Source organism: Albimonas donghaensis (assembly GCF_900106695.1).
Lineage (GTDB): Bacteria > Pseudomonadota > Alphaproteobacteria > Rhodobacterales > Rhodobacteraceae > Albimonas > Albimonas donghaensis.
Genome location: NZ_FNMZ01000002.1, coordinates 375,653 through 397,854 on the forward strand (window position 1 = coordinate 375,653; position 22,202 = coordinate 397,854).

The window sequence follows — 22,202 nt, forward strand, 5'->3', positions numbered from 1 at the left end:
ATGACCGTCATGTCGATCGAACGCACCTCGCGGGTCCTGCTCCTCGTCGCCGCCGCCAGCGTGGCGCTGGCCGGATGCGGGGGCGGACGCCGGGCGATCGGGGACGCCTTCGGGCTGACCGTGGAATCGCCCAACGCCTTCAACGTATCCCCCCGCGCGCCGCTGCGCCTGCCTTCGGATTTCGCGGCGCTGCCGGCGCCCCAGCCCGGCGCGCCGAGCCCGCTGGACCCGACCCCGCAGGCCGACGCCCGCGCCGCGCTGGCTTCGGCCGGCGCGCCGTCGGGGGCGGGCGTGTCGCCCAGCCCGGGGGAGCTGGCGCTGCTCGGCGGAGCCGGGGCCGAAGCCGCCCAGCCCGGCATCCGCGAGACGCTGGAGGAGGAGGTCGACGCCTCCAAGAACAGCGAATACGGTCTCAGCAGCCTGTTCGGCTACGCCACCCCCGACGGCACCGAGCGCGAGGTGCTTGAGCCGCGCGAGGCCGCCGAAGAGGTCCGCGCCCAGGGCGCCCGCACCCCGACCCCGGCCCCCGCGCCGGCCGAGACCCCGTCGGGCGCCTACGAGATCCCGATCAACATCCCCTGATCCGCAAGCCCGGATTCATCGGCCCGGATCCATCGACCCGGATGCGCGGACGGCGGGGCGCGGCCTGACGCGCCCCTTCGCTCACGCCCCCCCCCGCGTTGCGAAAGCCCCGACCCCGCGGCGCCCGCCGCGAGGGCGCGAATCCGTGACCGGCGCGACGCTTGCGCCGGCCGTCGCAGCGCCTAGGTTGAAAGCGACTTCCGCGCCGTCCCCGTGGCGTCGGCCGCGCCCTCCGCGCGCCGCGCCCGCCTGATCCGGAGCCTCGAATGCCCCTGCCCCCGCGCCCCGCGCCGCTTTCCCCCGCGGCCCCGCCGCCCGCCTCCCGCGCCTGGCGCGACGCCGGCGGAGATGGGCGCGGGCGGCGCGCAGGGCTCGCCGCCGCGGCGCTGATCGCCTGGGCCGGCGCGCTGGCCCCGATCCTCGCCCCCTCCGCGGCCGAGGCCGAGCCGGTGGTCTCCACCTTCACGCTCGACAACGGCTTGCGCGGCGTGGTGATCGAGGATCACCGCGCCCCGGTCGTCACTCACATGGTCTGGTATCGCGTCGGCGCCGCCGATGAGCCGCCGGGCAAGTCCGGCATCGCCCATTTCCTCGAACACCTGATGTTCAAGGGCACGGACGAGATCCCGGACGCCGCCTTCTCCAAGATCATCGCGGCCAATGGCGGACAGGACAACGCCTTCACCTCCCGGGACTACACCGGCTATTTCCAGCGCATCGCCGCGGACCGGCTGGACCTGGTGATGAAGATGGAGGCCGACCGCATGCGCGACCTCCGGATCACCGACGCCCAGGTGCTGCCCGAGCGCGACGTGATCCTGGAGGAACGCAGCCAGCGCACCGAGAACAACCCCTCGGCCCTGTTCTCCGAGCAGCGGGACGCGGCGCTTTTCCTCAACCATCCCTACGGCGTCCCGGTGATCGGCTGGCGCCACGAGATGGCCGCCCTGACGCGTGAGGACGCGCTGGACTTCTACCGGACCTATTACGCGCCCAACAACGCCATCCTTGTGGTGGCCGGCGACGTGACCCCCGAGGAGGTCGAGCGGCTGGCCGCCGAGCATTACGGCCCCCTCGCCCCGACCGAGGACCTGCCCGAACGCGCGCGCCCGATGGAGCCGCCCCAGACCGCCCCGCGCCGGGTGGTCTACGAGGACGCCCGGGTCCGCCAGCCCTATGTGGCGCGGGTCTACCTGGCCCCGACCCGGCGCGACGGGCAGGAGGACGCGGCGGCGCTGTCGCTGCTCTCCGACGTGCTGGGCGACGGCATCAACTCGCGGCTGATGCAGGCGCTGGTGGTGCGCGACGGGCTCGCGATCCAGGCCGGCGCCTGGTATTCGGATGATCGGGATTACGGCCAGTTCGGCCTCTGGGCCGCGCCGCGCCCCGGGGTGAGCCTGGAGGAGGTCGAGGCCGCGCTGGACGCCGAGGCCGCCGCCTTCCTCGCCGGCCCCCCGCCCGAGGCCGACGAGCTGGCGCGGATCAAGGCCGGCTACCGCGCCGCGCTGATCTATTCGCAGGACAGTCAGATGTCGCTGGCCCGCCGCTACGGCCAGGCGCTGTCCAGCGACCTGACGCTGGAGCAGGTGGCCGAATGGCCCGACGCCATCCAGGCGGTGCGCCCCGAGGCGATCATGGAGGCCGCGCGCGGCGCGCTGGACCTGCGCCGCTCGGTCACCGGCTGGCTGCGGGCGCCCGCGCCCGAGCCCGTCTCCGCAACCGAGCCCGCCCCCGAAGAAGACGCGGCGGCTCCGGCCTCCGCGCCGCCCCCGGCCCCCACCGCCCCGGAGCAACAGGGATGAGCCTCGCCATGTTCCGCGCCCGCGCGCCCCGTCGTCCCGCCCATCCCGAAGCCCGCTGCTCCGCGCAGGTCCGGGCCTTCCGCCTGCCCGCGGCGCTGGCGCTCGCCGCGCTCGCCGTCGTCGCCCCCCTGCGCCCCGCCCAGGCCGCGACCGACGTGCAGGTCATCACCTCGCCCGGCGGCATCACCGCATGGCTGGTGGAGGAGCCCTCGATCCCCATGCTGGCGATCGAGATGCAGTTCCAGGCCGGCGCCTCCCACGAGCCGGAGGACAGGCCCGGCGTCACCGACTTCCTCGCCCACATGTTCGACGAGGGCGCCGGCGATCTCGACAGCGCCGCCTTCTCCGCCCGCGCCGACGAACTGGCGCTGCGGGCCGGCTTCGACGCCGGGCGCGACGGGTTCTCGGTCTCCGCGATGATGCTGACCGAGAACCGCGACGCCTCCGTCGACCTCCTGCGGCTCGCGCTCACCGAACCCCGCTTCGACGCCGACGCCATGGAGCGGGTGCGCAACGGGCTGCTCTCGGGCCTCGCGGGGGATGAGACGGACCCGGGCGCGATCCTCGGCAAGGCCTGGCGCGAGGCGCTGTTCGGGGACGATCCCTACGCCCGCCCCGTCGCCGGCACGGTGGAGAGCATCACGGCGATGACCGCCGACGACCTGCGCGCCATGCGCGCCGTGGCGCTGAACCGCGAGGGCGTCGCGGTGGGCGTGGTCGGCGACATCACCGCGGAGGAACTCGGCCCCCTGCTCGACCGCCTGCTGGGCGACCTGCCCTCCGAACCCGTCGCGCCCCTGCCCCGCGCCGAGCTGTCCGCGGACCGCGGCCTGGAGGTGATCGCGCTCGACGTGCCCCAGTCCTCCGCCACGCTGGTGGCCGAGGGGCTGGACCGCGACGACCCCGACTTCATCCCGGCCTATGTGATGAACCACATCTTCGGCGGCGGCGGCTTCTCCTCGCGCCTGACCGAGGAGGTGCGCGAGAAGCGGGGCCTGACCTATTCGGTCTATTCCTACCTGGCGCCCTATGACCGCACGGCGCTGATCGCCGCCGGGGTCAGCTCCGCCAACGCCCGCATCGCGGAGGCGGTGGAGGTCATCAAGGCCGAATGGGCCCGCATGCGCGACGAAGGCGCGACGGAGGAGGAGCTGGAGGCCGCCCAGCGCTACCTGACCGGCGCCTACCCGCTGCGCTTCGACTCCAACGGCAAGATCGCCGGGCAGCTCGCCGGGCTGATGTCGGAGGGCTTCGGGCCGGACTATATCGAGAACCGCAACGCCATGATCGAGGCGGTGACGCTGGACGACATCTCCCGCGTGGCGAAGCGGCTGCTGGATCCGTCGAAGCTGAAGGTGGTGGTGGTGGGTCAGCCCGAGGGGCTCGCCTCGAACTGAGCGGGACGGCGGGGCGGGTCGCCCTGCGAGCGCGGCGGGTTTGCACCCGCCCTACATGCGCGGCGCTCGTTCCGACGGACGCGGGGCGGGCGCCGCGCGTGACAGGTTTTCGCGGGGGGCGGAGCGGGCCGAACGCCCCGCCCCCGCTTCCCGACTCACCGCCACCATGCTACCCCTAGCGGCATGAATGCGCCCGCCCCCAACATATCGCCCTCCGGCCCCCGCAAGCCGATCCGCCGGCTCGACGAATCCGCCCAGAACCGCATCGCGGCTGGGGAGGTGGTGGAGCGTCCGGCCTCGGCGGTGAAGGAGCTGGCGGAGAACAGCCTCGACGCCGGCGCGCGCCGCATCGAGATCACGCTGGCCGATGGCGGCCGCACCCTGATCCGCGTCGCCGACGACGGCCACGGCATCCCCCATGACCAGCTCGAACTGGCGCTGGAGCGGCACGCCACCTCCAAGACCGATGGCGAAGACCTGCTCGACATCGGCTCCTTCGGCTTCCGGGGGGAGGCGCTGCCCTCCATCGCCGCCGTCTCCCGCTTCACCCTGACCTCGCGGGCCGAGAGCGCGGAGGAGGCCTGGACCCTGCGCTGCGACGCCGGTCGCCTGGGCCGCCCGACCCCCGCCGCCCTGCCCCGCGGCACGGTGGCGGAGGCGCGGGACCTGTTCCACGCCACCCCCGCCCGCCTGAAGTTCCTGCGCACCGACCGGGCCGAGACCCAGGCCGCCGCCGACATGGTCCGCCGGCTGGCCATGGCCGCGCCGCAGGTGGGTTTCGTGCTGCGCGACGCCACCGGCGCCGAAGGAACCGAGGGCCGCGTCCTGTTCCGCGCCGACCCCGAGCCGGGCTCGCCACAGGAGGCCCGCCGCGCCCGCCTCGCCCGCATCCTCGGCCGCGCCTTCGAGGCCGACGCGCTGGAGATCGAGGCCGAGCGCGAGGGCCTGCGCCTCACCGGCCTCGCGGCGCTCCCCACCCATTCCCGCGGCGCGGCGGTGGCGCAGTTCCTTTTCGTCAACGGCCGCCCGGTGCGCGACAAGCTGCTGACCGGCGCCCTGCGCGCCGCCTATTCCGACGTGCTCCATTCGGGGCGGCACCCGGCGGCGGCGCTCTATCTCGACTGCGACCCGCACCTGGTGGACGTCAACGTCCATCCCGCCAAGACCGAGGTCCGCTTCCGCGCTCCCGGCATCGCCCGCGGGCTGGTGGTCTCGGCCCTGCGCCACGCGCTGGCCGCGGCCGGGCACCGTTCCTCCGCCACCGTGGGGACCGCCGCGCTGGGGGAATTCCAGCGCGACGACCTCGGCCCCCATGGCGGCGCGGCGGCGCCCGGCGCGGCCCCCGTGCAGTATCAGGGCCGCGGCCCCGCCCCCCGCCCCTTCGGCGCCTGGGAGAACATGCCCCCCCGCCCGGGCGCCGAGACGCTGGCCCAGGCCGCCGCCTTCCAGGCCCCCGCGCAGGCCGGCTTCGCCGAAGACGCCGCCCCCTACCGCTCCGCCCGGGTGGAGGACGCGCCCGAGGACCCCGCCGCCCAGGACCTGCCGCTCGGCCTCGCCCGCGCCCAGATCCACGAGAACTACATCGTCGCCCAGACCACCGACGGCATGGTCATCATCGACCAGCACGCCGCCCATGAACGCCTGGTCTACGAACGCCTCAAACGCCAGCTCGACGCCAACGGGGTCAAGCGCCAGGCCCTGCTGATCCCCCAGATCGTGGAGCTTCCCGGCGACGACGCCGAACGGGTGCTGGAGGCGGCCGAGGCCCTCGCCCGCGCCGGCCTGGTGATCGAGCCCTTCGGCCCCGGCGCGCTGGCGGTGCAGGAAATGCCGGCCGAGCTCGGCCAGGCGGACGCCACCGCCATCCTGCGCGACGTCGCCGACGCGCTGGCCGAAACCGGCGGGATCGACGCCGGCGGGCTGGAGGCGGGCGAGAGCGATGAGGGCGGGCCGGTCCGCGCCCGGCTCGACGCCGTGCTCAGCCGCATGGCCTGCCACGGCTCGGTCCGCTCGGGGCGGCGCATGGGCGCGGCGGAGATGAACGCCCTCCTGCGCGAAATGGAGGCGACGCCCCGCTCCGGCCAGTGCAACCACGGCCGCCCGACCTCGGTCCGTCTCAGCCTCGCCCAGATCGAAACGCTGTTCGGCCGCCGCTGACACCCGCGCCCCTCGCGACCCGGCGCCCGGCCCGACCCGCCGCGCGGGCATGACCCCGCCACGCGCGCATCGGTCGTCGCGCGGCCCCGGGCTCAGGCCGGCGCCGTCTCCTGGTTCTTGAGCAGCAGCAGCATCGCCAGGATCGTCGCACCGATCCCCAGCAACGTCGTCTCCCGCGGCCAGTCGCCCGCGAAAATCCCCTCCCACAGCACGATCACCGAGGGCGTGAGGTAGCCATAGGCCATCACCTTGCCCGCCGGCAGCCGCATCGCCGCGAATTGCAGGCAGAACGAGGTCAGCGCCGTCGCCCCCAGCGCCACGTAGAAGATCGCGACCCACACGATCCCCGGCAGCGCCCCCCAGTCCGTCTCGAACAGCGACCCGGTCCAGGCCGCATAGGCCAGCGCCCAGCCCAGACAGGCGAGGATGGTCCAGAACGAATAGGCCACCGCCGGCTCCCCCCGGTTCAGCTTGCGCAGCAGGGGGGTGTAGAGCGCATGCAGCGCCACGCCGACGAAGTAGATCGCCTCGCCCCGCCCGACATCGAAGGCCGCCAGCCGCGCCGCGTCGCCCTTGAAGATCACCCACACCGCCCCCGCCGCCCCCAGCGTCAGCGCGAAGGCCATGCGCGGCGGCATCACCTGGCGCAGCAGCAGCCAGGCGAAGCCGGCCGAGAGCAGCGGGGTCAGGGTGAACACCGCGCCGGTGGAGACCGGGTCGGTGGTCTTGAGCGCCTCGAACATCAGGATGAAATAGGCGGCGAGCAGGGCCCCCAGCACCGGGTATCGCCAGGGCGAGACCAGCTGGCTGCGCCGGATCCCCGGCCCGACCGAGGCCGCGGCCCCGAGCGCCATGACCGCGATGGCGAAGCGCGTGGCGCTGAGCGCCTCGGGCGCGATCAGGTTGGCGGCGCGGGACCCGAGCGAGAAGGACCCGGCGATGACGAGGGCGAAGCCCAGCATGGCCAGATGGCCGAGGGCGCGGTCGCGGGGGGTGGTGGGCATTTTTGGCGGGGTGTCCGGCGGGTGGGGGCCGGAGGGGTATGGGGGGAACGGGGGAGAGGTGGCAAGGGTCAAAGAGATGGCACCGCGGGAACGCATTTGCGCCTCCAGAGATCAGCCATCCCACTCAGTTAGATCAGTGGCAGTATAAGTAACACTTATTGTGCCATCTGGCTTTCGGATTGTGCCAACCTCAACATTGGCGCGGAAGCTACCTCCTAGCACCACACCGCTATCAGACTCGATTTTCTCGAGATAGTCTTGGCTTACTTGGTGCCCGAATCGACCCGATACAAAACCAATCTCGCCCGACTTTCTAAAATCAAAAGTCCGCCTTATCGGCGACAAGCCAACAAGTGCCCCAAACCAAACTTCATTTTTAATAACTACCCTTGAGTTCGAAATACGCCGAAAGGCTCGCTCGACCCCAAATCGATCAATAGATAGACTAGCACTAGGCAGCTCCGCCTTAATTGAGGCCTCATTCCTTTGAAGATGTGAGAATAATTTTGCGACCGACCGAAACACTCTAGGATTTATATCATTTACTTCGATTAGAAAATCATCCTCGTTCTCCTGAGCAAACTCCCGAAAGAGTGCAACCGCTTCTTCCATGGCCTCGCGGACGGGCGTTGGAAACACACTTGCTTGCCTCGCAGATTTCTCCTCGAGAACGAACCCGAATGAACCAGTTGCAATATTGACAATGTTCAAATCAACCAGCTCTGATCCGCGAATTTTTCCGAAGCTCGCCAGCCCCTTTTCTCCATTTGCAGCAAAAAGACGAGTCACTAGACCTTGAAAATTATTTAATGCATCGGAAGCAAACCGCGCATCGATTGCCCTACGCTCAACAACCGGAGCGCCATCGAATAAAATTGCTATCTCACCAACATTTGAATCGACCGATTCCAATCTCGAAAGCTCGCCTAAAACCTCATCCAACCGCTCCGAAAAATTCATTTCCGCAACAATATCACCACTTTCCCTCGAAATTATGATCAAACTTTCAAGATCGGAACACTGATCACGCAGGTAGCGGATATCCGAATAATCAGACATCGAACCTGCTCCGGATTTCGCCTTCTAAATGCGCAAACTCCGCAGGATCACGAGAGAGAGGTATTTCAACGATCCCTTTCTTACGAGGCGAGTTCCGAATATCTGAAAACAACCCAAACCAATATGTAGTATTGCGAACCACGATCGACGGCGACAGCGCCAAATCGACTCCGTAGGCGTCGCAAGAAAACATTACCTTCATTTCGCGCGCACTAAAGTAACTCTTGTGTATGAAGCCGCGATAATCCGACATCCATTTCTGTTCTGCAGATTGATAGGCAAGCGGCCTCTCAAACAAAGTCACAACGTCGATGTCTCTAGGAGCGCGCCCACGAGTTTTTTCGACATCTTCCACGAAGCTGCCGTCAATCCATTGGGCACCACCTAAAAAACCGCCGGAAAATAGATGCTTCCGATAGGAATTAAGTCCCAAAAGAAGACGGGCTCGTTCGCGAGATGAGCAAAATTTTTCCACAAACTCTATCATGGACGCTTGGTGTGGTGATCTTGAGGCCGGAGCAATTGCATCGGCACCACAGAAAACAGGCAGAGCGCCCGTTGCCTCAAAGTTTGGAATTGGCATCAATCATCTCTACTTCAAAGGTTGAGAAATAATTTCCAGATTCCAAACGGCTTGTCCACCAATCGAGCATGCTGGCTTGAGGTCCAATCTGTTCCTGAGGGAACGTCGCCCCCCTCACTCCGCCGCCACCCGCCCCGGATTGTTCGGATGCGTGGTCCAGTTCGCATAGCCGTCCTCGACCACCTTCCCCGTCCGCGGGTCCACGCTCCCCGGCGCCATCCGCTCCATGGTGATGCAATCCTCCACCGGGCAGACGTCCACGCACAGGTTGCAGGCCACGCACTCGTCGTCCTTCACCTCGAATACCCGGTCCGCGCTCATCGAGATCGCCTGGTGGGAGGTGTCCTCGCACGCCGCGTAACAACGCCCGCACTTGATGCAGGCCTCCTGGTCGATCTTCGCCTTCGCCACGTAGTTGAGGTTCAGATACTGCCAGTCCGTCACGTTGGGGACCGCGCGGCCGCGGAACGCCTCGACCTCGGCGTGGCCCTTGTCGTCCATCCATTGCGCGAGGCCGGACGTCATCTCCCCCACCACCCGGAAGCCGTAGGTCATCGCCGCGGTGCAGACCTGCACGTTGCCGCAGCCCAGCGCCATGAACTCGGCCGCGTCGCGCCAGGTGGTCACCCCGCCGATGCCCGAGACGGGGATGCCCCGGCACTCCGGGTCCCGCGCGATCTCCGCCACCATGTTGAGCGCGATGGGCTTCACCGCCGGCCCGCAGAAGCCGCCATGGGAGCCCTTGCCGTCGATGGAGGGCTCGGGCGAGAAGGTGTCGAGGTTCACGGACGTGATCGAGGACACCGTGTTGATCAGGCTCACCGCGTCGGCCCCGCCCTTTACCGCGGCGCGGGCCGGGTAGCGGATGTCGGTGATGTTGGGGGTCAGCTTCACGATCACCGGCATCCGGGTCGAGGCCTTGCACCAGCGGGTCACCATCTCGATGTATTCGGGGACCTGGCCGACGGCGGCGCCCATGCCGCGCTCCGACATGCCATGCGGGCAGCCGAAGTTCAGCTCGATGCCGTCGGCGCCGGTGGCCTCGACCAGCGGCACGATGCCGGTCCAGCTTTCCTCGTCGCAGGGCACCATCAGGGACACCACCACGGCGCGGTCCGGGTAGTCGCGCTTCACGGCCTTGATCTCGTCGAGGTTCACCTGGAGCGGGCGGTCGGTGATCAGCTCGATGTTGTTGATGCCCAGCACCCGGCGGTCGGCGCCGTAGACCACGCCGTAGCGGGGGCCGTTAACGTTGACGATGTGCGGGTCGAGCCCCAGCGTCTTCCACACCACGCCGCCCCAGCCGGCCTCGAAGGCGCGGCGGACGTTGTAGGCCTTGTCCGTGGGCGGGGCCGAGGCCAGCCAGAACGGGTTCGGGGACTTGATCCCCACGAAGTCGGCGCGCAGGTCGGCCATGGTCGTTCTCCTCAGCTTTCGGGCGCCGCTTCGATGCCGGCGAGGCGGGTGCGGGCGGCGTCGGCCACCTCCGATGTGAAACGTTCCGGATGGCGCAGGACCACCGCCTCGAACAGCAGGTCCGGGTGGCCGCGATCCACCAGCATGGCGAAACCGTCGCTCGGCGTCGCCTTGAGGGTGAGGTCCGCGCAGGCCTTGGCCTCGCCGTCCCGCTTGATCTTCTGACGGGTGCGCGACAGCAGGGTGGTGCGGCCCCGCTCCGCGCGCAGCATTTCCTCGAGCGCATGGATCGAGCGCCAGACGTCGTGCTCCATGGTTCCGGGATCGGCGCTGGGCTGCACATGGCAGAGCCTCAGGAACGCCGCGCGCTCGACGTCGGGCGCGGCCCTGGCTTTGGCGTTCGCCATTATCGTGCGCAGGCGCTCCGGGTCTTCCATCGTGGCGATGGCGGCCAGCGCCCGGACCTCCGCCTTGGGGCGCTCGGTCATCCGGCCAGCGCCCGATGGATGCTTTCGGCCGCGTCGCGGCCCTGGGCGACGGCGGTGACGGTCAGGTCCTCGCCCCCCGTCGCGCAGTCGCCGCCGGCCCAGACGCCTTGGCGGGAGGTGCGGCCCTCCGCGTCGATCTCGATCTTGCCGCCGGTCACGGTCACGCCCTGGGGCGCGTCCAGCGTCTGGCCGATGGCCTTCAGCACCATGTCGGCGGGGATCACGAAGGTCTCGCCCGTGCCGGTCAGCTTGCCATCGGGGCCGGTCTCGGTCCGCTCGAACTCCACGCCCTGGGCGCCGGCGACGCCGCCGACCACGCGCAGGGGCCGCGCATCGGTGCGCACCGCGACGCCGGAGGCCGCGGCGAGATCCACCTCGAAGTCCGAGGCCGCCATGGCCTCCCGCCCGCGGCGATAGACCAGCGAGACCTCGGAGGCGCCCAGCCGGGCCGACTGAATGGCGGCGTCGGTCGCGGTCATGCCGCCGCCGATCACCACGACCGAGCGGCCCACCGCCACGTCCGCCGGCGCGGACTGGCGCAGCTTGGCGATCCAGTCGACGGCGTCCATGACCCCGGCCAGATCCTCCCCCGGCGCGCCCAGCGCGTTGACGCCGGCCAGCCCGATCCCGAGGAACACCGCGTCGAACTCCGCCGCCAGCGTCTCCAGGTCCAGCCCCGTGGCGAGGCCCGGCGACAGGTCGATCTCGATGCCGCCGATGCGCAGCAGCCAGTCGACCTCGGCCTGGGCGAAATTGTCGGGGGCCTTGTAGGCGGCGATGCCGAATTCGTTGAGCCCGCCGGGCTTGGGCCGCGTGTCGAAGACCCGGACCTTGTGCCCCTTCATCGCCAGCCGGTGCGCGCAGGCGAGCCCGGCGGGACCGGCGCCGACCACCGCCACGGTCCTGCCGGTGTCGGGCGCGCGCTCGAACGGGTGGCCGTTCTCGGTCATCAGCGTGTCGGTGGCGAAGCGCTGCAGGCGGCCGATGGCGACGGGCTCGCCCTCCGCCGTCATGCGCACGCAGGCCTCTTCGCAGAGCGTCTCGGTCGGGCAGACCCGGGCGCACATGCCGCCGAGGATGTTCTGCTCGAAGATGGTCTTCGCCGCCGCCTTGGGCTGTCCGGTCTGGATCTGGCGAATGAACATCGGGATGTCGATGTCGGTCGGGCAGGCCGTGATGCAGGGCGCGTCATGGCAGAAATAGCAGCGATCCGACGCCACCAGCGCCTCATGCCCGTTCAGCGCCGGGTGCAGGTCGGCGAAATTGGCGGCGAGCTGGGCCTCGGGAAGTCGGGCCGGGGCGATCCCCGGCGCGCGGCGCGCTTGGCTCATGGCTGGCGGACTCCCTTTCCGGTTCGGCGGGGCTGGCTGATGTCGGGAATCAGCCTGCCGCGAGTCGGAAATTTAATCAATCGGTAAAATCAGGAGGCCGCGCCTGTCGCCCCGGCGCGCAGGACGGGGCGCGCTGGGCGCCCCGCAGGCATTGGACGCCGAAGCGTCTCAGCCCCCCTGCTCGGCCAGCCGGGCCGAGAGCGCGGGAAAGCTGTTGAGGCTCACCAGGTGGCAATAGGCGGCCGCCAGCGCCCCGGAGGCGCGCAGCTTGGCGATCTCCGCATCGGGCAGCGCGTTGAGCTTCGCCTCGTCCACCACCTTGAAGTCGGTCAGCCGCAGGATCTCGCCCCCCGACAGCTCCACCTTGCCCTGCTGGGCGACCAGCACCCCGGCGGCGGAGAGCGCGTCGGCGGCGCGGTTGGTCGCCTCCACGTCCCGGTGATGGGCGAGGCAGAAGTCGCGGGCGTTCAGCGTCTCGGGCGAGGGCTCGCCGTCGACGAAAAGCGACGCCGCGTCGGGCTCGGTCGGGTCCTCGGAAAAGCGCGGGGAATGCGGGTCGATCCCCAGCAGCAGGCGGGGCGCGTCGGTCTCGGCGCCCGGGGCTGCGGGAGCGGTCAGCAGCAGGAAGGGCACGCGGCGCAGATGCGCGGGGATGTGCACGCCCTTCGCCCAGACGCCCTCCGCGCCCACGAACAGGTTGCGGCCCTGGCGCAGGCCGGTGACCGCGACCGGGCGGACGACCTCGCCCTGGCCGGCGAAAACGATGGGCATGGACACGGCGGCCAGCGCGAATTCCCCGATCAGCAGCGGCACGGCGTTGGCCGAGGCGGCGAAGGCGAAGCCCGCATGGGGGCGCAGGCGCAGGCCGGCATGGCGGTTGCGGTCCAGCGGCTCGGCCCCCGCATAGAACTGCGGAAGCTGCGAGGCGGCGGCGCCGGGACGGGCGGCTTCGGACACGAGGTCGGACATGGGCGGGCGCTCCGGGCTGAAATCGGGTGCCCAAAGCCCTACCCGATCCCCGCCTGTCGCGGAACCGCGCCGTATCGCGGGCGGCGAAGCCGGGCGCCGTCCCTCCCCCGCCGCGGCGGGCGGGGCCTCGGGGGCGGGCGCGCGAGGGATCGCCGCGGCTCCCCCCTCCGCCACGCGCGGGACGGTTCGGAGACTGCGGGCCGGGCGGCCCGGATCAGGAGGGGCGGTTCAGGAGGGGCGGATCAGGCGGGCCGGTCGCGGGTCATCGCCCGCTCGACCTCGGTGCGCCGCACCGGACGGAAACCGAAGCGCTGGTACATCGGCAGCGCCCGCGGATGGTCCAGCGAGCAGGTATTGACCGTCATCTTCGCGCAGCCCGGCCGCGCCCAGCCGGCCCGGATCGCCTCGCCCAGCAGCCAACGGCCCAGCCCCTGGCCCAGCGCCCGCGAGGAGATCCCGAAATAGGCGAGATCCACGACCCCTTCCCCATGCTCCCCCGCGCGCCCGTCCAGCACGAAGAACCCCGCCGGCCAGCCCCGGTGCAGCATCGAGATCAGGCTCACCGCCGGATCGGCCAGCCAGGCGGCCTGGTCCTCGGGGGCGTCGGCGTGGCGGTCGGTCCATTCCCACTCTTCGCCCACGAGGTCGTAGAGATAGCGGAAATAGGCGGCCGGAGGCGCCTCAGCCCGGATCAGCGACACCGGCGCGGTCAGGGGCAGCGGCGGATAGGGGCCTTCGGGGCGCGCGGTCATCTCCAGCCAGGTGATCGCCACCCGCACGGTCTCGCCCGCCTTCGCCCCGGCATGGGGGTTGGACGGGGCGTCGCCGGGCAGGTCCGCGCGCTCGGCGGTGGTCACGGAATGCAGGCGCGGCCGATCCCCGCCAGCCCCGCCAGCTCCGCCCCCCGATGCGCCCGCGCCCGCCACCGGCTCAGCGCGCCGGGCCGGTTTCGACGGCGAGATCGGGATAGGCGCCCCACTCGGTCCAGGACCCGTCATAGACCGACCAGTCGCGATGCCCCGACCGCTCCAGCGCCAGGGCCAGCACGCAGGCGGTGACCCCCGACCCGCAGGAGGCGATGACCGGCTTCGACAGGTCCACGCCCGCCGCCTCGAACACCGCGCGCATGTCGGCCGGGTCCTTCATCGTGCCGTCGTCGTTCAACACCGACTTGAACGGCACGTTGCGCGCGCCCGGGATGTGACCGGAGCGCAGCCCGGCGCGAGGCTCGGGCGCCGCGCCCTCGAACCGTTCGGCGGCGCGGGCGTCGACCACCTGCGCGTCGCCCAGCTTGATCGACATCGCCACCTGGGTCACGTCGCGCACCAGCGTCGCGTCGCGCCGGGCCACGAAATGCCGGTCGCGGGCGAGCGGGGCCATGTCCTCGGTCTCGCGCCCTTCCGCCGTCCACTTGGGCAGGCCGCCGTCCAGCACCGCCACGTCCTTGTGCCCCATCAGCCGGAACAGCCACCAGACCCGCGCGGCCGAGAACAGCCCCGCCTGGTCGTAGACCACCACGCGATGCGCGTCGCCGATGCCCATGGCGCGGACGCGGGACACGAATTTCTCCACCGGCGGCGCCATATGCGGCAGCTCGGAGCGGGTGTCGGCGATCTCGTCGATATCGAAGAACTGGGCGCCGGGGATATGCGCCGCCGCGTATTCCGCCTTCGCGTCGCGGCCCGTGTCGGGCATGTGCCAGGAGGCGTCGAGCACCCGCACGTCCGGCGCGTCCAGATGGGCGGCCAGCCACTCGGTCGAGACGAGAAGCTGAGGTTCGGACGCGGGCATGGGCTGATCTCCAGGGTTGCGCGCCGCCGCTCGGCGCGTCTCTGCCTTAGCCTTGCGTGCGCCGCGGGATCAAGAGGGAGCGGGATCACGAGATCCCCGCCCCCAAATCGTCGCCCGCAAGCGCCGCGGCCCGGAGGACGCGCCGACGCGCGTCGGAGCCGCCCGGGCCGGAGCGATCAGGCCTCGCGGCGGCCCGAACCCTTCCGCGCGCGGCGACGGCGCCCCGCGAAGCCCAGCGCCGCGGCGGCGGCGGCCAGCATCGGCGCGGCGGCGGGCAGCGGCACCGCCGCGGCGGCGTCGGCGGTCACGCTCATCGCCCGGTCCACGGACAGGCTCGACCAGGCGCCCGTGCTGACATTCGACCCGGAGGAGACATGGCTGGCCGCGCCGTTCAGGCCGGCGGCGTTCATCCACAGCACCGTGCCGCCGGCCGCATAGCTGTCGGCGGCGTGGATGCCGAGCCAGTAGGTCACGTTCGCCGCCGCGGCGAACCCGGTTTCGAAGGTGAAGCTGACCGCCTGCACCTCGCCGAAATGATGGGACACGCCGGAATCGCTCAGCGAGATGTTCTGCGCCTCGCCCGAGACCATGCCGGCGCTCAGCGGCGCGCCGCCGTCGTCGGCGAACAGGAAATAGGTCAACGGCGATCCGTCGGCGACCCAGTTGTCCATCCCATAGCTGTCCGACAGATAGACCGTCGCCCCGGTCAGCACGCTGGCCGAGGTCATCACGAAATCATCCGCCACGACGTCCGAAGTGACGTTCCAGGGATTGCTGGTAGACACCGCGCCATTGGAGAAGGTCGCGGCCGCGGCGGGCGCGGACGCGGCGGCGGCGAGCGCGATCAGCAGCGCCCCGGCGCCCAGCGACGGGAGGGCGCCGCGGCGCGAGGCGCGGCGGGTCGGAAGGCGGTTGGTCGGAAGGCGGTGGGCCGGAACGCGGTGAAACGGGCAGGTGACGGCGAGCATCGGTGGTCTCCGGAGCCGACGGCGAACGCACGCTCGGCACATTGATGAACATCAGGTTCACAAACCATGATGCGCCGCAAAGTTTCAAGCTTTTTTACGCAACGTTCAGTCGGCGAGAGTCAGGGACACCCGGCGGTTGCGTTTGCCCTTCTTCTCGATCTTGCCGATCAGGGCGCGTCCGATCTCTCCGGTCGCGCGGACATGGGTGCCGCCGCAGGGTTGCAGGTCCACCGGCGCCTCCCCGGCCCCGATGCGCACCAGCCGGATGCGGCCCGAGCCGCGGGGCGGCTGCACCGACATGGTTTTCACCAGCCCCGGATTGGCGTCGAGCTCCGTGTCGGTGATCCATTCGTCGGTCACCGGATGATTCCCCGCCACCAGCGCGTCCAGCGCGGCCTGCAGGGCCTCGCGGTTCTCCGGCGCCTCGGGCATGTCGAAGTCGAGCCGGCCCTTTTCGGCCCCGATCTGGCCGCCGGTGACGGGCAGCGGGATCACCACCGAAAGCAGGTGCAGCGCGGTGTGCATCCGCATGTGGCGCAGCCGGCGATCGGCGTCGAGCCGCTGCAACCCCTCGGCCCCGACCGCGGGCGGGGTCTCGCCTTCCTCCAGCACCAGTCCGACGCCGGCGCCGTCCCCGAGCGGGACCTTCACCGCGTCGACCACGCGCAGGGTGCGGCCGGCGAGGTCCAGTTCCCCGGTATCGCCCGGCTGGCCGCCGCCGGCCGGGTAGAACAGCGTCCGGTCGAGCACCACGCGCCCGTCCTCGGTCAGCGCCGTCACGCGGGCCGGGGCCACGGTGAGATAGGGCTCGTCGCGATAGAGAGGGATCTGGGCGGTCTCGGCGGACATGGCGGGGTCTCCGGCTGGCAGGCGCCCCGCGCTCGGATCAGAGGCGGGCGGGGGCGCAGGGAATGCCAAACCCGCCGTGAGGGCAAGGGGGGCGGGGGAAGAGAGCGCGCGGGCGAGCGGGCGGCGCGAGGCAGGCCGGCGGCGCGAGGCCGCGTCCGGTCAGTAGTCGCCGCCGCCGCCGTCGCCGCCGCCATCGCCATCGCCGCCCGGCATGGCGCGCCCGGCCTGGTCGGCGGAGGGGACGCCGCCCGACGGCGCCTCGTTGGCGGCCGGGGAGGCCGAAGCCGGTCCCTGCCTGCGCCCCCGGCCCTTCAGGATCGGCCTGGTCGCCGCGACGGCGGGGCGCGCCGGCGCGTCGGCCCCGTCTTCGCCGTCGGTCCCCTCCGCGCCGTCGTCCTCGCCCTCGGGCGGGGCCTCGGGCCAGTCCAGCGGATCGCCGTCGCCGGCCTCCTGCATGGCGCGCAGGGCCTCGGCCAGCCGCTCGGGCTCGGCCAGGCGCATCACCCGCTGGGGCAGCGGGATCACGATCCCGGCCTCGCGGAAGCGCTCATAGACCTCGAGGTAGACGTCGGTCTGCACGTCGAAGATCATCAGCACATCGCGCAGGATCACCCGAAGCTCCAGGTTCACCCCGGACTCCCCGAAGGACGACACCAGCGCCTGCGGGGCCGGGTAGCGCAGCACCCGATGGTCCGCCCGGGCGATCTCCATCAGGATGGAATGCGCCGCGCGCAGGTCCGTGCCATGGGCCACCATCACCTTCACGATCAGCCGGCCGGCGCTGTTGGAATGGGTGTAGTTGACGACCTTGCCCTCGATCAGCTGCGAGTTGGGCAGGATCAGCGAGGACTTGTCGAAGGTCTCGATCTCGGTCGCGCGCACCGAGATGCGCTTGACGATGCCATGGTCCCCGCCCACGAAGATCCAGTCCCCGACCTTGATCGGCCGTTCCAGCATCAGGATCACGCCGGACACGAAGTTGGAGAAGATGGTCTGCAGGCCGAAGCCGATGCCCACCGACAGGGCGCCGAAGACGATGGCCAGGCTCGAAAGATCGATCCCCGCCGCCGCGATCCCCGTCACCGCCGCCAGCAGGAAGCCCAGATAGCCCATGGAGGCCGTGACCGCCGAGCGTCCGCCCGCGTCCAGCCGCGTGTTGGGCAGGACCGAGGTCGCCATGACCATCTGCGCCAGGCGGGTGGCGCCGAAGACCACGCCGAACACCACCGCGAAGCTGATGAAGCCGGCGGGCGAGACATGGACCCCGCCCATCTCCACGCCCTCGATGACGAAGCGCCAGACCTCGGACAGGTCCGATTTCCGCGCGCCCCAAAGGAAGGCCAGCAGCGGCAGCGCGCCCAGCGTGATCAGGAAGCCCGCCACCACCGGCAGCAGGCGCAGGCCGCTCGCCTCGGCGGGGTGACGCTCCATGTAGGCTTCGACGAAGTTGCGCAGGAGCGAGTGCAGCAGCACGCAGGCGCAGATCAGGCCCAGCGACAGGGCCAGCGGGCGGAACAGGAACTGCGCCGCCGCGTAATACCCCGCCAGCGCCAGCGCCAGCGAGCCCGCCGCCGCCAGCCGCAGGCAGAAGGCGCCCAGCCAGGCGATCCGGCGCCCGAGGCTCTCGACCGTCTCGTGCGGTTCCTCCAGCGGGTCGAAGGCCTCCGGGTCCGGCGGCGGCGCCGGGCGCGGACCGACGGAACGGGCCAGCAGCCACAGGCAGGTCGCGCCCAGCGCGATGACGCCGAGGTTGAAGGCGGCCAGCGCCTCGGCGCTGAGCCCGACCTCCTCGCCGGCGCGGACCAGCATCAGGTCGAGCAGCAGCGCCAGCCCCAGCCCCTGCGCCCGCCGCGCGGCGTTGGCGGCGGCGGCGTCGTCCAGCGAGGACATGCGCAGCGCCGGTTCGCGCGGGGCGTAGAAGGCCATGGCCAGGCCCCGCGCCGTGCCCATCACCATGACGCCGGCCAGCGCGTAGTTCAGCAGCGTGCGGCCGGTGGCGCCGATCAGCGTGCCGTCGCCCAGCCCCAGCCGCAGCAGCAGCGCCGCGGAAACCGGCAGCGCAAGGCGCACCAGGGTGGCGATGGCCCCGTAGGCGGCGCGGCTGGACCGGGTCACCCCGCGCTCCAGCCGCGCGCGCAGCACCCCCTCCAGCCGCCGCAGCAGCCAGAACATCAGGCCCAGACCGCAGACGATCAGACCTCCGGTCAGCGGCATCCCGTCCAGCCAGTCGCGCAGCGTCGCCGCATCGTCGATCGCCACCGACGTCTGCTCGACCACCCGCCGGGCGACTCCGACCGCCTCCGTCGCCGCCGCCCGCCAGGTCAGCGGGTTCAGCGGCGTCGGCCCCAGCGTGGCCAGCTGCTCCAGGAAGCGCCGCCGCATCAGCCCGTCGATCTCCGCGATCAGCGACGTCGCGCGGGTCAGCGCCTGTTCGGAGCGGCGGTGGACCTCTTCGAGCCGGGCGATGCGCTCCTGCAGGCCTCGCCGCTGACGGGCGACGCCGGGCGAGACCATGATCTGGGGCTCGCCCTCCTCCGCCGCGGGGGCGGTCAGCGCGTCGAGCTGGGCGCGCAGCGGGGTCAGCGCGTCCAGCGCGCGACGGGCGAGCTCCGCCGCGGCGTCGCGATGGCCGGCCAGTTCGCTGCGCAGCGCCTCATAGGCGGGGCCGGACGCGACGCCGCGGGCGATCACGTCCTCCGCCTGGCGGCCGGCCTCGTCCCAACTGCGCAGGCGGCGGTCGATCTCCTGCGCGTCCGCCTCCAGCGACAGCGGCCTGGACGTCGTGGCCACGTCCTCGGCGACGGAGGCCTCCGCCTCGATCTCGGCTGCGGTCGCCTCCTGCGCGCCCGAGCCGCCGGAGGAGGCCGGACCGCGGCCCGGCGGCTCCGCCCGCTCATCGCTCCGGCCGCCGCCCCCGGCAGCCGCCTCCAGCGCCTGGCCCAGCACGTCGGCGGTCTGGGCCCGGGCGCCGGGCGCAGGCCCCAGCGTCGCGACCACGACCGCCAGCAGGAACAACAGCGCCGACGCGATCGCGCGCGGCCCGACATGCGACGACGCCCGCCGAAGCGGGCGCGCGCCGAAGCGGCGGAGCGTGCGGGCGGCCGGGAGGCTCAAGACCGTCGCCGCCCGGCCGGGAGACGACGGTCCGCCCGGATCCCGGGCCCGGCCGCGGCCGCCGGCGTCACGACGCCTCCGCGAAGACCTCGGGAACCGTGCTGGCGCCGCGCTCCAGGAAGGCCGGGGTCGGCAGGTTCTTCGACCTCAGGAACGCCGGGTTGAAGATCTTGGAGGCGTAGCGCGTGCCGTAGTCGCACAGGATCGTCACCACCGTGTGCCCCGGCCCGAGATCCTTCGCCATGCGGATGGCGCCGGCCACGTTGATCCCCGAGGAGCCGCCGAGGCACAGGCCCTCATGCTCCAGCATGTCGAAGATCACCGGCAGCGCCTCGGCGTCGGGGATGTTGTAGGGCATGTCCACGTCGAGCCCCTCCAGGTTGGCGGTGATCCGCCCCTGGCCGATGCCTTCGGTGATCGAGTCGCCCGAGGATTTCAGCTCCCCGTGCTTGTACCAGTTGAACAGCGCGGCGCCGTCCGGATCGGCCAGCCCGATCTTCACGTCCTTGCTTTTCGCCCGCAGCCCCTCGGCCACGCCGGCCAGGGTGCCGCCGGAGCCCACCGCGCAGATGAAACCGTCAACGCGGCCCTGGGTCTGCTCCCAGATCTCGGGCGCCGTGGTGACCACATGCGCCTGGCGGTTGGCGACATTGTCGAACTGGTTGGCCCAGATCGCGCCGTTGGGCTCGGTCTTCGCCAGCGCCTCGGCCAGCCGGCCGGAATAGCGCACGTAATTGTTGGGGTTCTTGTAGGGCGCGGCCGGGACCTCGACCAGCTCGGCGCCGGCCAGGCGGATCATGTCCTTCTTCTCCTGGCTCTGCGTGTCCGGCATCACGATCACCGAGCGGAAGCCCATGGAGGCGCCGACCAGCGCCAGCCCGATGCCGGTGTTGCCGGCCGTGCCCTCGACGATCACGCCGCCGGGGCGCAGGTCGCCGCGGGCCACCGCGTCCTGGATGATCGACAGCGCGGCGCGGTCCTTCACGGACTGGCCGGGGTTGAGGAACTCCGCCTTGCCGAGAATTTCGCAGCCGGTGATCTCCGAGGCCTTGCGGAGCCGGATCAGCGGGGTGTCGCCTACGGCGGCGGCCAGGTCCTTGCGAATGCTCATTGCGCGCTCCTCCCTTCCCCGGTCCGGGTCGCCGGGGCGTGCTGACGCTTCGTCGGACTTAGACGCGCGAACTCCGGCGCGCAAGGATGAGCGGCCGGATTTCACATCGCGCTTCGGGTCACGAAAAATTACACAGCCCTTGGCTGGGGTTGCCTCAGCGCCCGATTTCGCCCGCGTTCAGGCCGCCCATTCGGCCCGCAGACGGTCGCGATGGCGGGCGAGCCAGAGCAGCGAGATCAGGGCCGGGGAGGTGTCGGCCTCCTGCCGCTCCACCATCTCCATCGCCTCGGCGAAGGGAATGACGGCGGAGATCACGTCCTCGGCCTCGACCTCCAGCCCCCCGGCGCCGCCGGCGTCGGAAAGGTCGGCCTCCCCGACGAAGGCGGTGACATGCTCGGCCACCGCGCCGGGCGAGGAATAGAAGGACGCGATCCGCTCGACCCGGCCGAGCGCGAGGCCCGCCTCCTCCTCCGCCTCGCGGCGGGCGGCGGCCTCGGGCGCCTCCACCCCGTCGAGCCGGCCGGCGATGACCTCCACCGGCCAGGGATGGGCGTCGCCGCGCGCATGCGGCCCGGCGCGCCACTGGGTGACCAGCAGCACCGTGTCGGCGGCGGGATCGTAGGGCATCACCGTCACCGCATCGCCCGACAGCCACACAGCCCGACGCACCGTATCGGAGCGTCGGCCGCCGGTCATCGGATAGCTGACATGGTGCTCCTCCACCGCGAAGAAGGAGGCGTAGGGGCGGGCCAGCCGCGCCGTCTCCACCTGCGCGGCGGAGAAATCCACGCCGGGAAAGCGCGGACCGGGGGCCTCGCGCAGCACCCGGGCGCGAGCCGCGGCGCGGGCCTTGAGGCCGGGCCAGAGGGTCAGGTCCGACCAGTCGGTCCCCGCCTCGTAATGCGCCATGATCTCCACCGCCGCCTCGCGCAGGGCGCGGCGCTCGGCCTCGGGCCAGTCGTCGAAGGACCACGGCCCGGCGGCGGTGGTGGGACCGACGGGAAAACACACGAGCGCCGGCAGGATTTCGCCCCCCGACCCCGCCCGCACCGGCGCGTCGCGCAGGGCGTATTCCTCCTCGTCCTCGAAAAAGCGCACGCGGGCGACTTCATCGGCGGAGGCGTCGCGGATCAGGGCGCCGAAGACCCTGTCGCCGGGAGAGGGGACCAGGCAGGGGAAATCCTCGCCGGCCACCCGGCGCAGGCAGTGGTCGTCCAGCGTCGCGGGCTCGGTCTCCGGCGCGGTTTCGCGGCCCAGCACCCGGCGCAGCAATTCCGGATCGCGCAGCGACCCGTAGAAGAACACCGCGTAAGAGGTCATGCGCCCCTCCCCGAAAAAACGCGCCGGCCGCCCCGCGGAACACGGGTCGGGGGAGGGCGCTGGTCTGGCCGATCGCCGTGACGGGCGTCGCGTCGGGCATCGCGACGGGTCGCCGCCATGCGACATGCCGCCCCGCACCCCGGGAAAGCGCGGAAAACCGGGAGGTTTCCGGGGCGCCCTGTGATCCGAACCGGCATGGGGGGCGTAACACAGCCGACAAGGAAATCCAGCGCGCCCGCCTGCGCCCCGCCGCCGCAAGTC

18 protein-coding genes are annotated in these 22,202 nt (G+C 71.4%); 4 read left to right on the top strand and 14 right to left on the bottom strand.

Features of this window, described 5'->3' with window-relative positions; all coding sequences use genetic code 11:
• The 4 genes from BLV24_RS07645 to mutL all read left to right on the top strand — a co-directional run bounded on the left by BLV24_RS07645 (position 1) and on the right by mutL (position 5,938).
• Entirely contained in the window at positions 1 to 582 is a 582-nt protein-coding gene (locus BLV24_RS07645) for a DUF3035 domain-containing protein (protein WP_143040251.1), read from the top strand.
• A 266-nt stretch (positions 583 to 848) separates the two neighbouring features.
• Entirely contained in the window at positions 849 to 2,384 is a 1,536-nt protein-coding gene (locus BLV24_RS07650) for a M16 family metallopeptidase (protein WP_092680585.1), read from the top strand.
• Positions 2,381 to 3,781, top strand: a complete 1,401-nt coding sequence (locus tag BLV24_RS07655; RefSeq protein ID WP_245710448.1) for a M16 family metallopeptidase — start codon at positions 2,381 to 2,383, stop codon at positions 3,779 to 3,781. The genes BLV24_RS07650 and BLV24_RS07655 overlap by 4 nt, the downstream gene beginning before the upstream one ends.
• 183 nt (positions 3,782 to 3,964) lie before the next feature.
• Positions 3,965 to 5,938: a DNA mismatch repair endonuclease MutL gene (gene mutL / locus BLV24_RS07660; protein ID WP_092680586.1), complete on the top strand. Its 1,974-nt coding sequence runs from the start codon at positions 3,965 to 3,967 to the stop codon at positions 5,936 to 5,938.
• Positions 5,939 to 6,030: 92 nt separating this feature from the next.
• Here mutL and BLV24_RS07665 read toward each other — a convergent pair whose 3' ends face one another.
• The 14 genes from BLV24_RS07665 to BLV24_RS07720 form a co-directional block, all read right to left on the bottom strand.
• On the bottom strand, positions 6,031 to 6,942 hold the full coding sequence (locus tag BLV24_RS07665; protein WP_092680587.1) for a DMT family transporter: 912 nt from the start codon (positions 6,940 to 6,942) through the stop codon (positions 6,031 to 6,033).
• A 111-nt stretch (positions 6,943 to 7,053) separates the two neighbouring features.
• Complete coding sequence (locus BLV24_RS21515) at positions 7,054 to 8,001, bottom strand: hypothetical protein (protein ID WP_143040252.1); 948 nt, start codon at positions 7,999 to 8,001, stop codon at positions 7,054 to 7,056.
• Positions 7,994 to 8,584 (bottom strand): DUF6932 family protein, encoded by a 591-nt coding sequence (locus tag BLV24_RS21520; protein ID WP_143040253.1) that lies wholly within the window; start codon positions 8,582 to 8,584, stop codon positions 7,994 to 7,996. Before BLV24_RS21520 ends, BLV24_RS21515 begins: the two co-directional genes overlap by 8 nt.
• Before the next feature lie 114 nt (positions 8,585 to 8,698).
• The gene (gene preA, locus BLV24_RS07670; protein WP_092680588.1) at positions 8,699 to 10,000 is read right to left on the bottom strand and encodes an NAD-dependent dihydropyrimidine dehydrogenase subunit PreA; all 1,302 of its coding nucleotides are present in this window, start codon (positions 9,998 to 10,000) and stop codon (positions 8,699 to 8,701) included.
• Positions 10,001 to 10,011: 11 nt separating this feature from the next.
• A complete protein-coding gene (locus tag BLV24_RS07675) occupies positions 10,012 to 10,488 on the bottom strand; it encodes a hypothetical protein (protein ID WP_092680589.1) in 477 nt (158 codons plus the stop codon).
• A complete protein-coding gene (locus tag BLV24_RS07680; RefSeq protein WP_092680590.1) occupies positions 10,485 to 11,819 on the bottom strand; it encodes an NAD(P)-dependent oxidoreductase in 1,335 nt (444 codons plus the stop codon). Before BLV24_RS07680 ends, BLV24_RS07675 begins: the two co-directional genes overlap by 4 nt.
• Before the next feature lie 168 nt (positions 11,820 to 11,987).
• Positions 11,988 to 12,788 carry a SapC family protein gene (locus tag BLV24_RS07685; protein ID WP_092680591.1) on the bottom strand — a complete coding sequence of 267 codons (801 nt, stop codon included), beginning with the start codon at positions 12,786 to 12,788 and terminating at the stop codon, positions 11,988 to 11,990.
• Between the two features lie 242 nt (positions 12,789 to 13,030).
• Positions 13,031 to 13,645 (bottom strand): GNAT family N-acetyltransferase, encoded by a 615-nt coding sequence (locus BLV24_RS07690; protein ID WP_176954670.1) that lies wholly within the window; start codon positions 13,643 to 13,645, stop codon positions 13,031 to 13,033.
• A 73-nt stretch (positions 13,646 to 13,718) separates the two neighbouring features.
• The gene (gene sseA, locus BLV24_RS07695; protein WP_092680593.1) at positions 13,719 to 14,579 is read right to left on the bottom strand and encodes a 3-mercaptopyruvate sulfurtransferase; all 861 of its coding nucleotides are present in this window, start codon (positions 14,577 to 14,579) and stop codon (positions 13,719 to 13,721) included.
• Positions 14,580 to 14,755: 176 nt separating this feature from the next.
• A complete protein-coding gene (locus BLV24_RS07700) occupies positions 14,756 to 15,547 on the bottom strand; it encodes a hypothetical protein (protein WP_092680594.1) in 792 nt (263 codons plus the stop codon).
• A 105-nt stretch (positions 15,548 to 15,652) separates the two neighbouring features.
• On the bottom strand, positions 15,653 to 16,396 hold the full coding sequence (locus BLV24_RS07705) for an alanyl-tRNA editing protein (RefSeq protein ID WP_092680595.1): 744 nt from the start codon (positions 16,394 to 16,396) through the stop codon (positions 15,653 to 15,655).
• A gap of 159 nt (positions 16,397 to 16,555) precedes the next feature.
• Positions 16,556 to 19,510 carry a DUF3772 domain-containing protein gene (locus BLV24_RS07710; protein ID WP_092680596.1) on the bottom strand — a complete coding sequence of 985 codons (2,955 nt, stop codon included), beginning with the start codon at positions 19,508 to 19,510 and terminating at the stop codon, positions 16,556 to 16,558.
• A gap of 67 nt (positions 19,511 to 19,577) precedes the next feature.
• Complete coding sequence (locus tag BLV24_RS07715; RefSeq protein ID WP_092680597.1) at positions 19,578 to 20,621, bottom strand: cysteine synthase A; 1,044 nt, start codon at positions 20,619 to 20,621, stop codon at positions 19,578 to 19,580.
• Between the two features lie 177 nt (positions 20,622 to 20,798).
• Positions 20,799 to 21,941 carry a gamma-glutamylcyclotransferase gene (locus tag BLV24_RS07720; protein ID WP_176954671.1) on the bottom strand — a complete coding sequence of 381 codons (1,143 nt, stop codon included), beginning with the start codon at positions 21,939 to 21,941 and terminating at the stop codon, positions 20,799 to 20,801.
• Between the last annotated feature and the right edge of the window lie 261 nt (positions 21,942 to 22,202).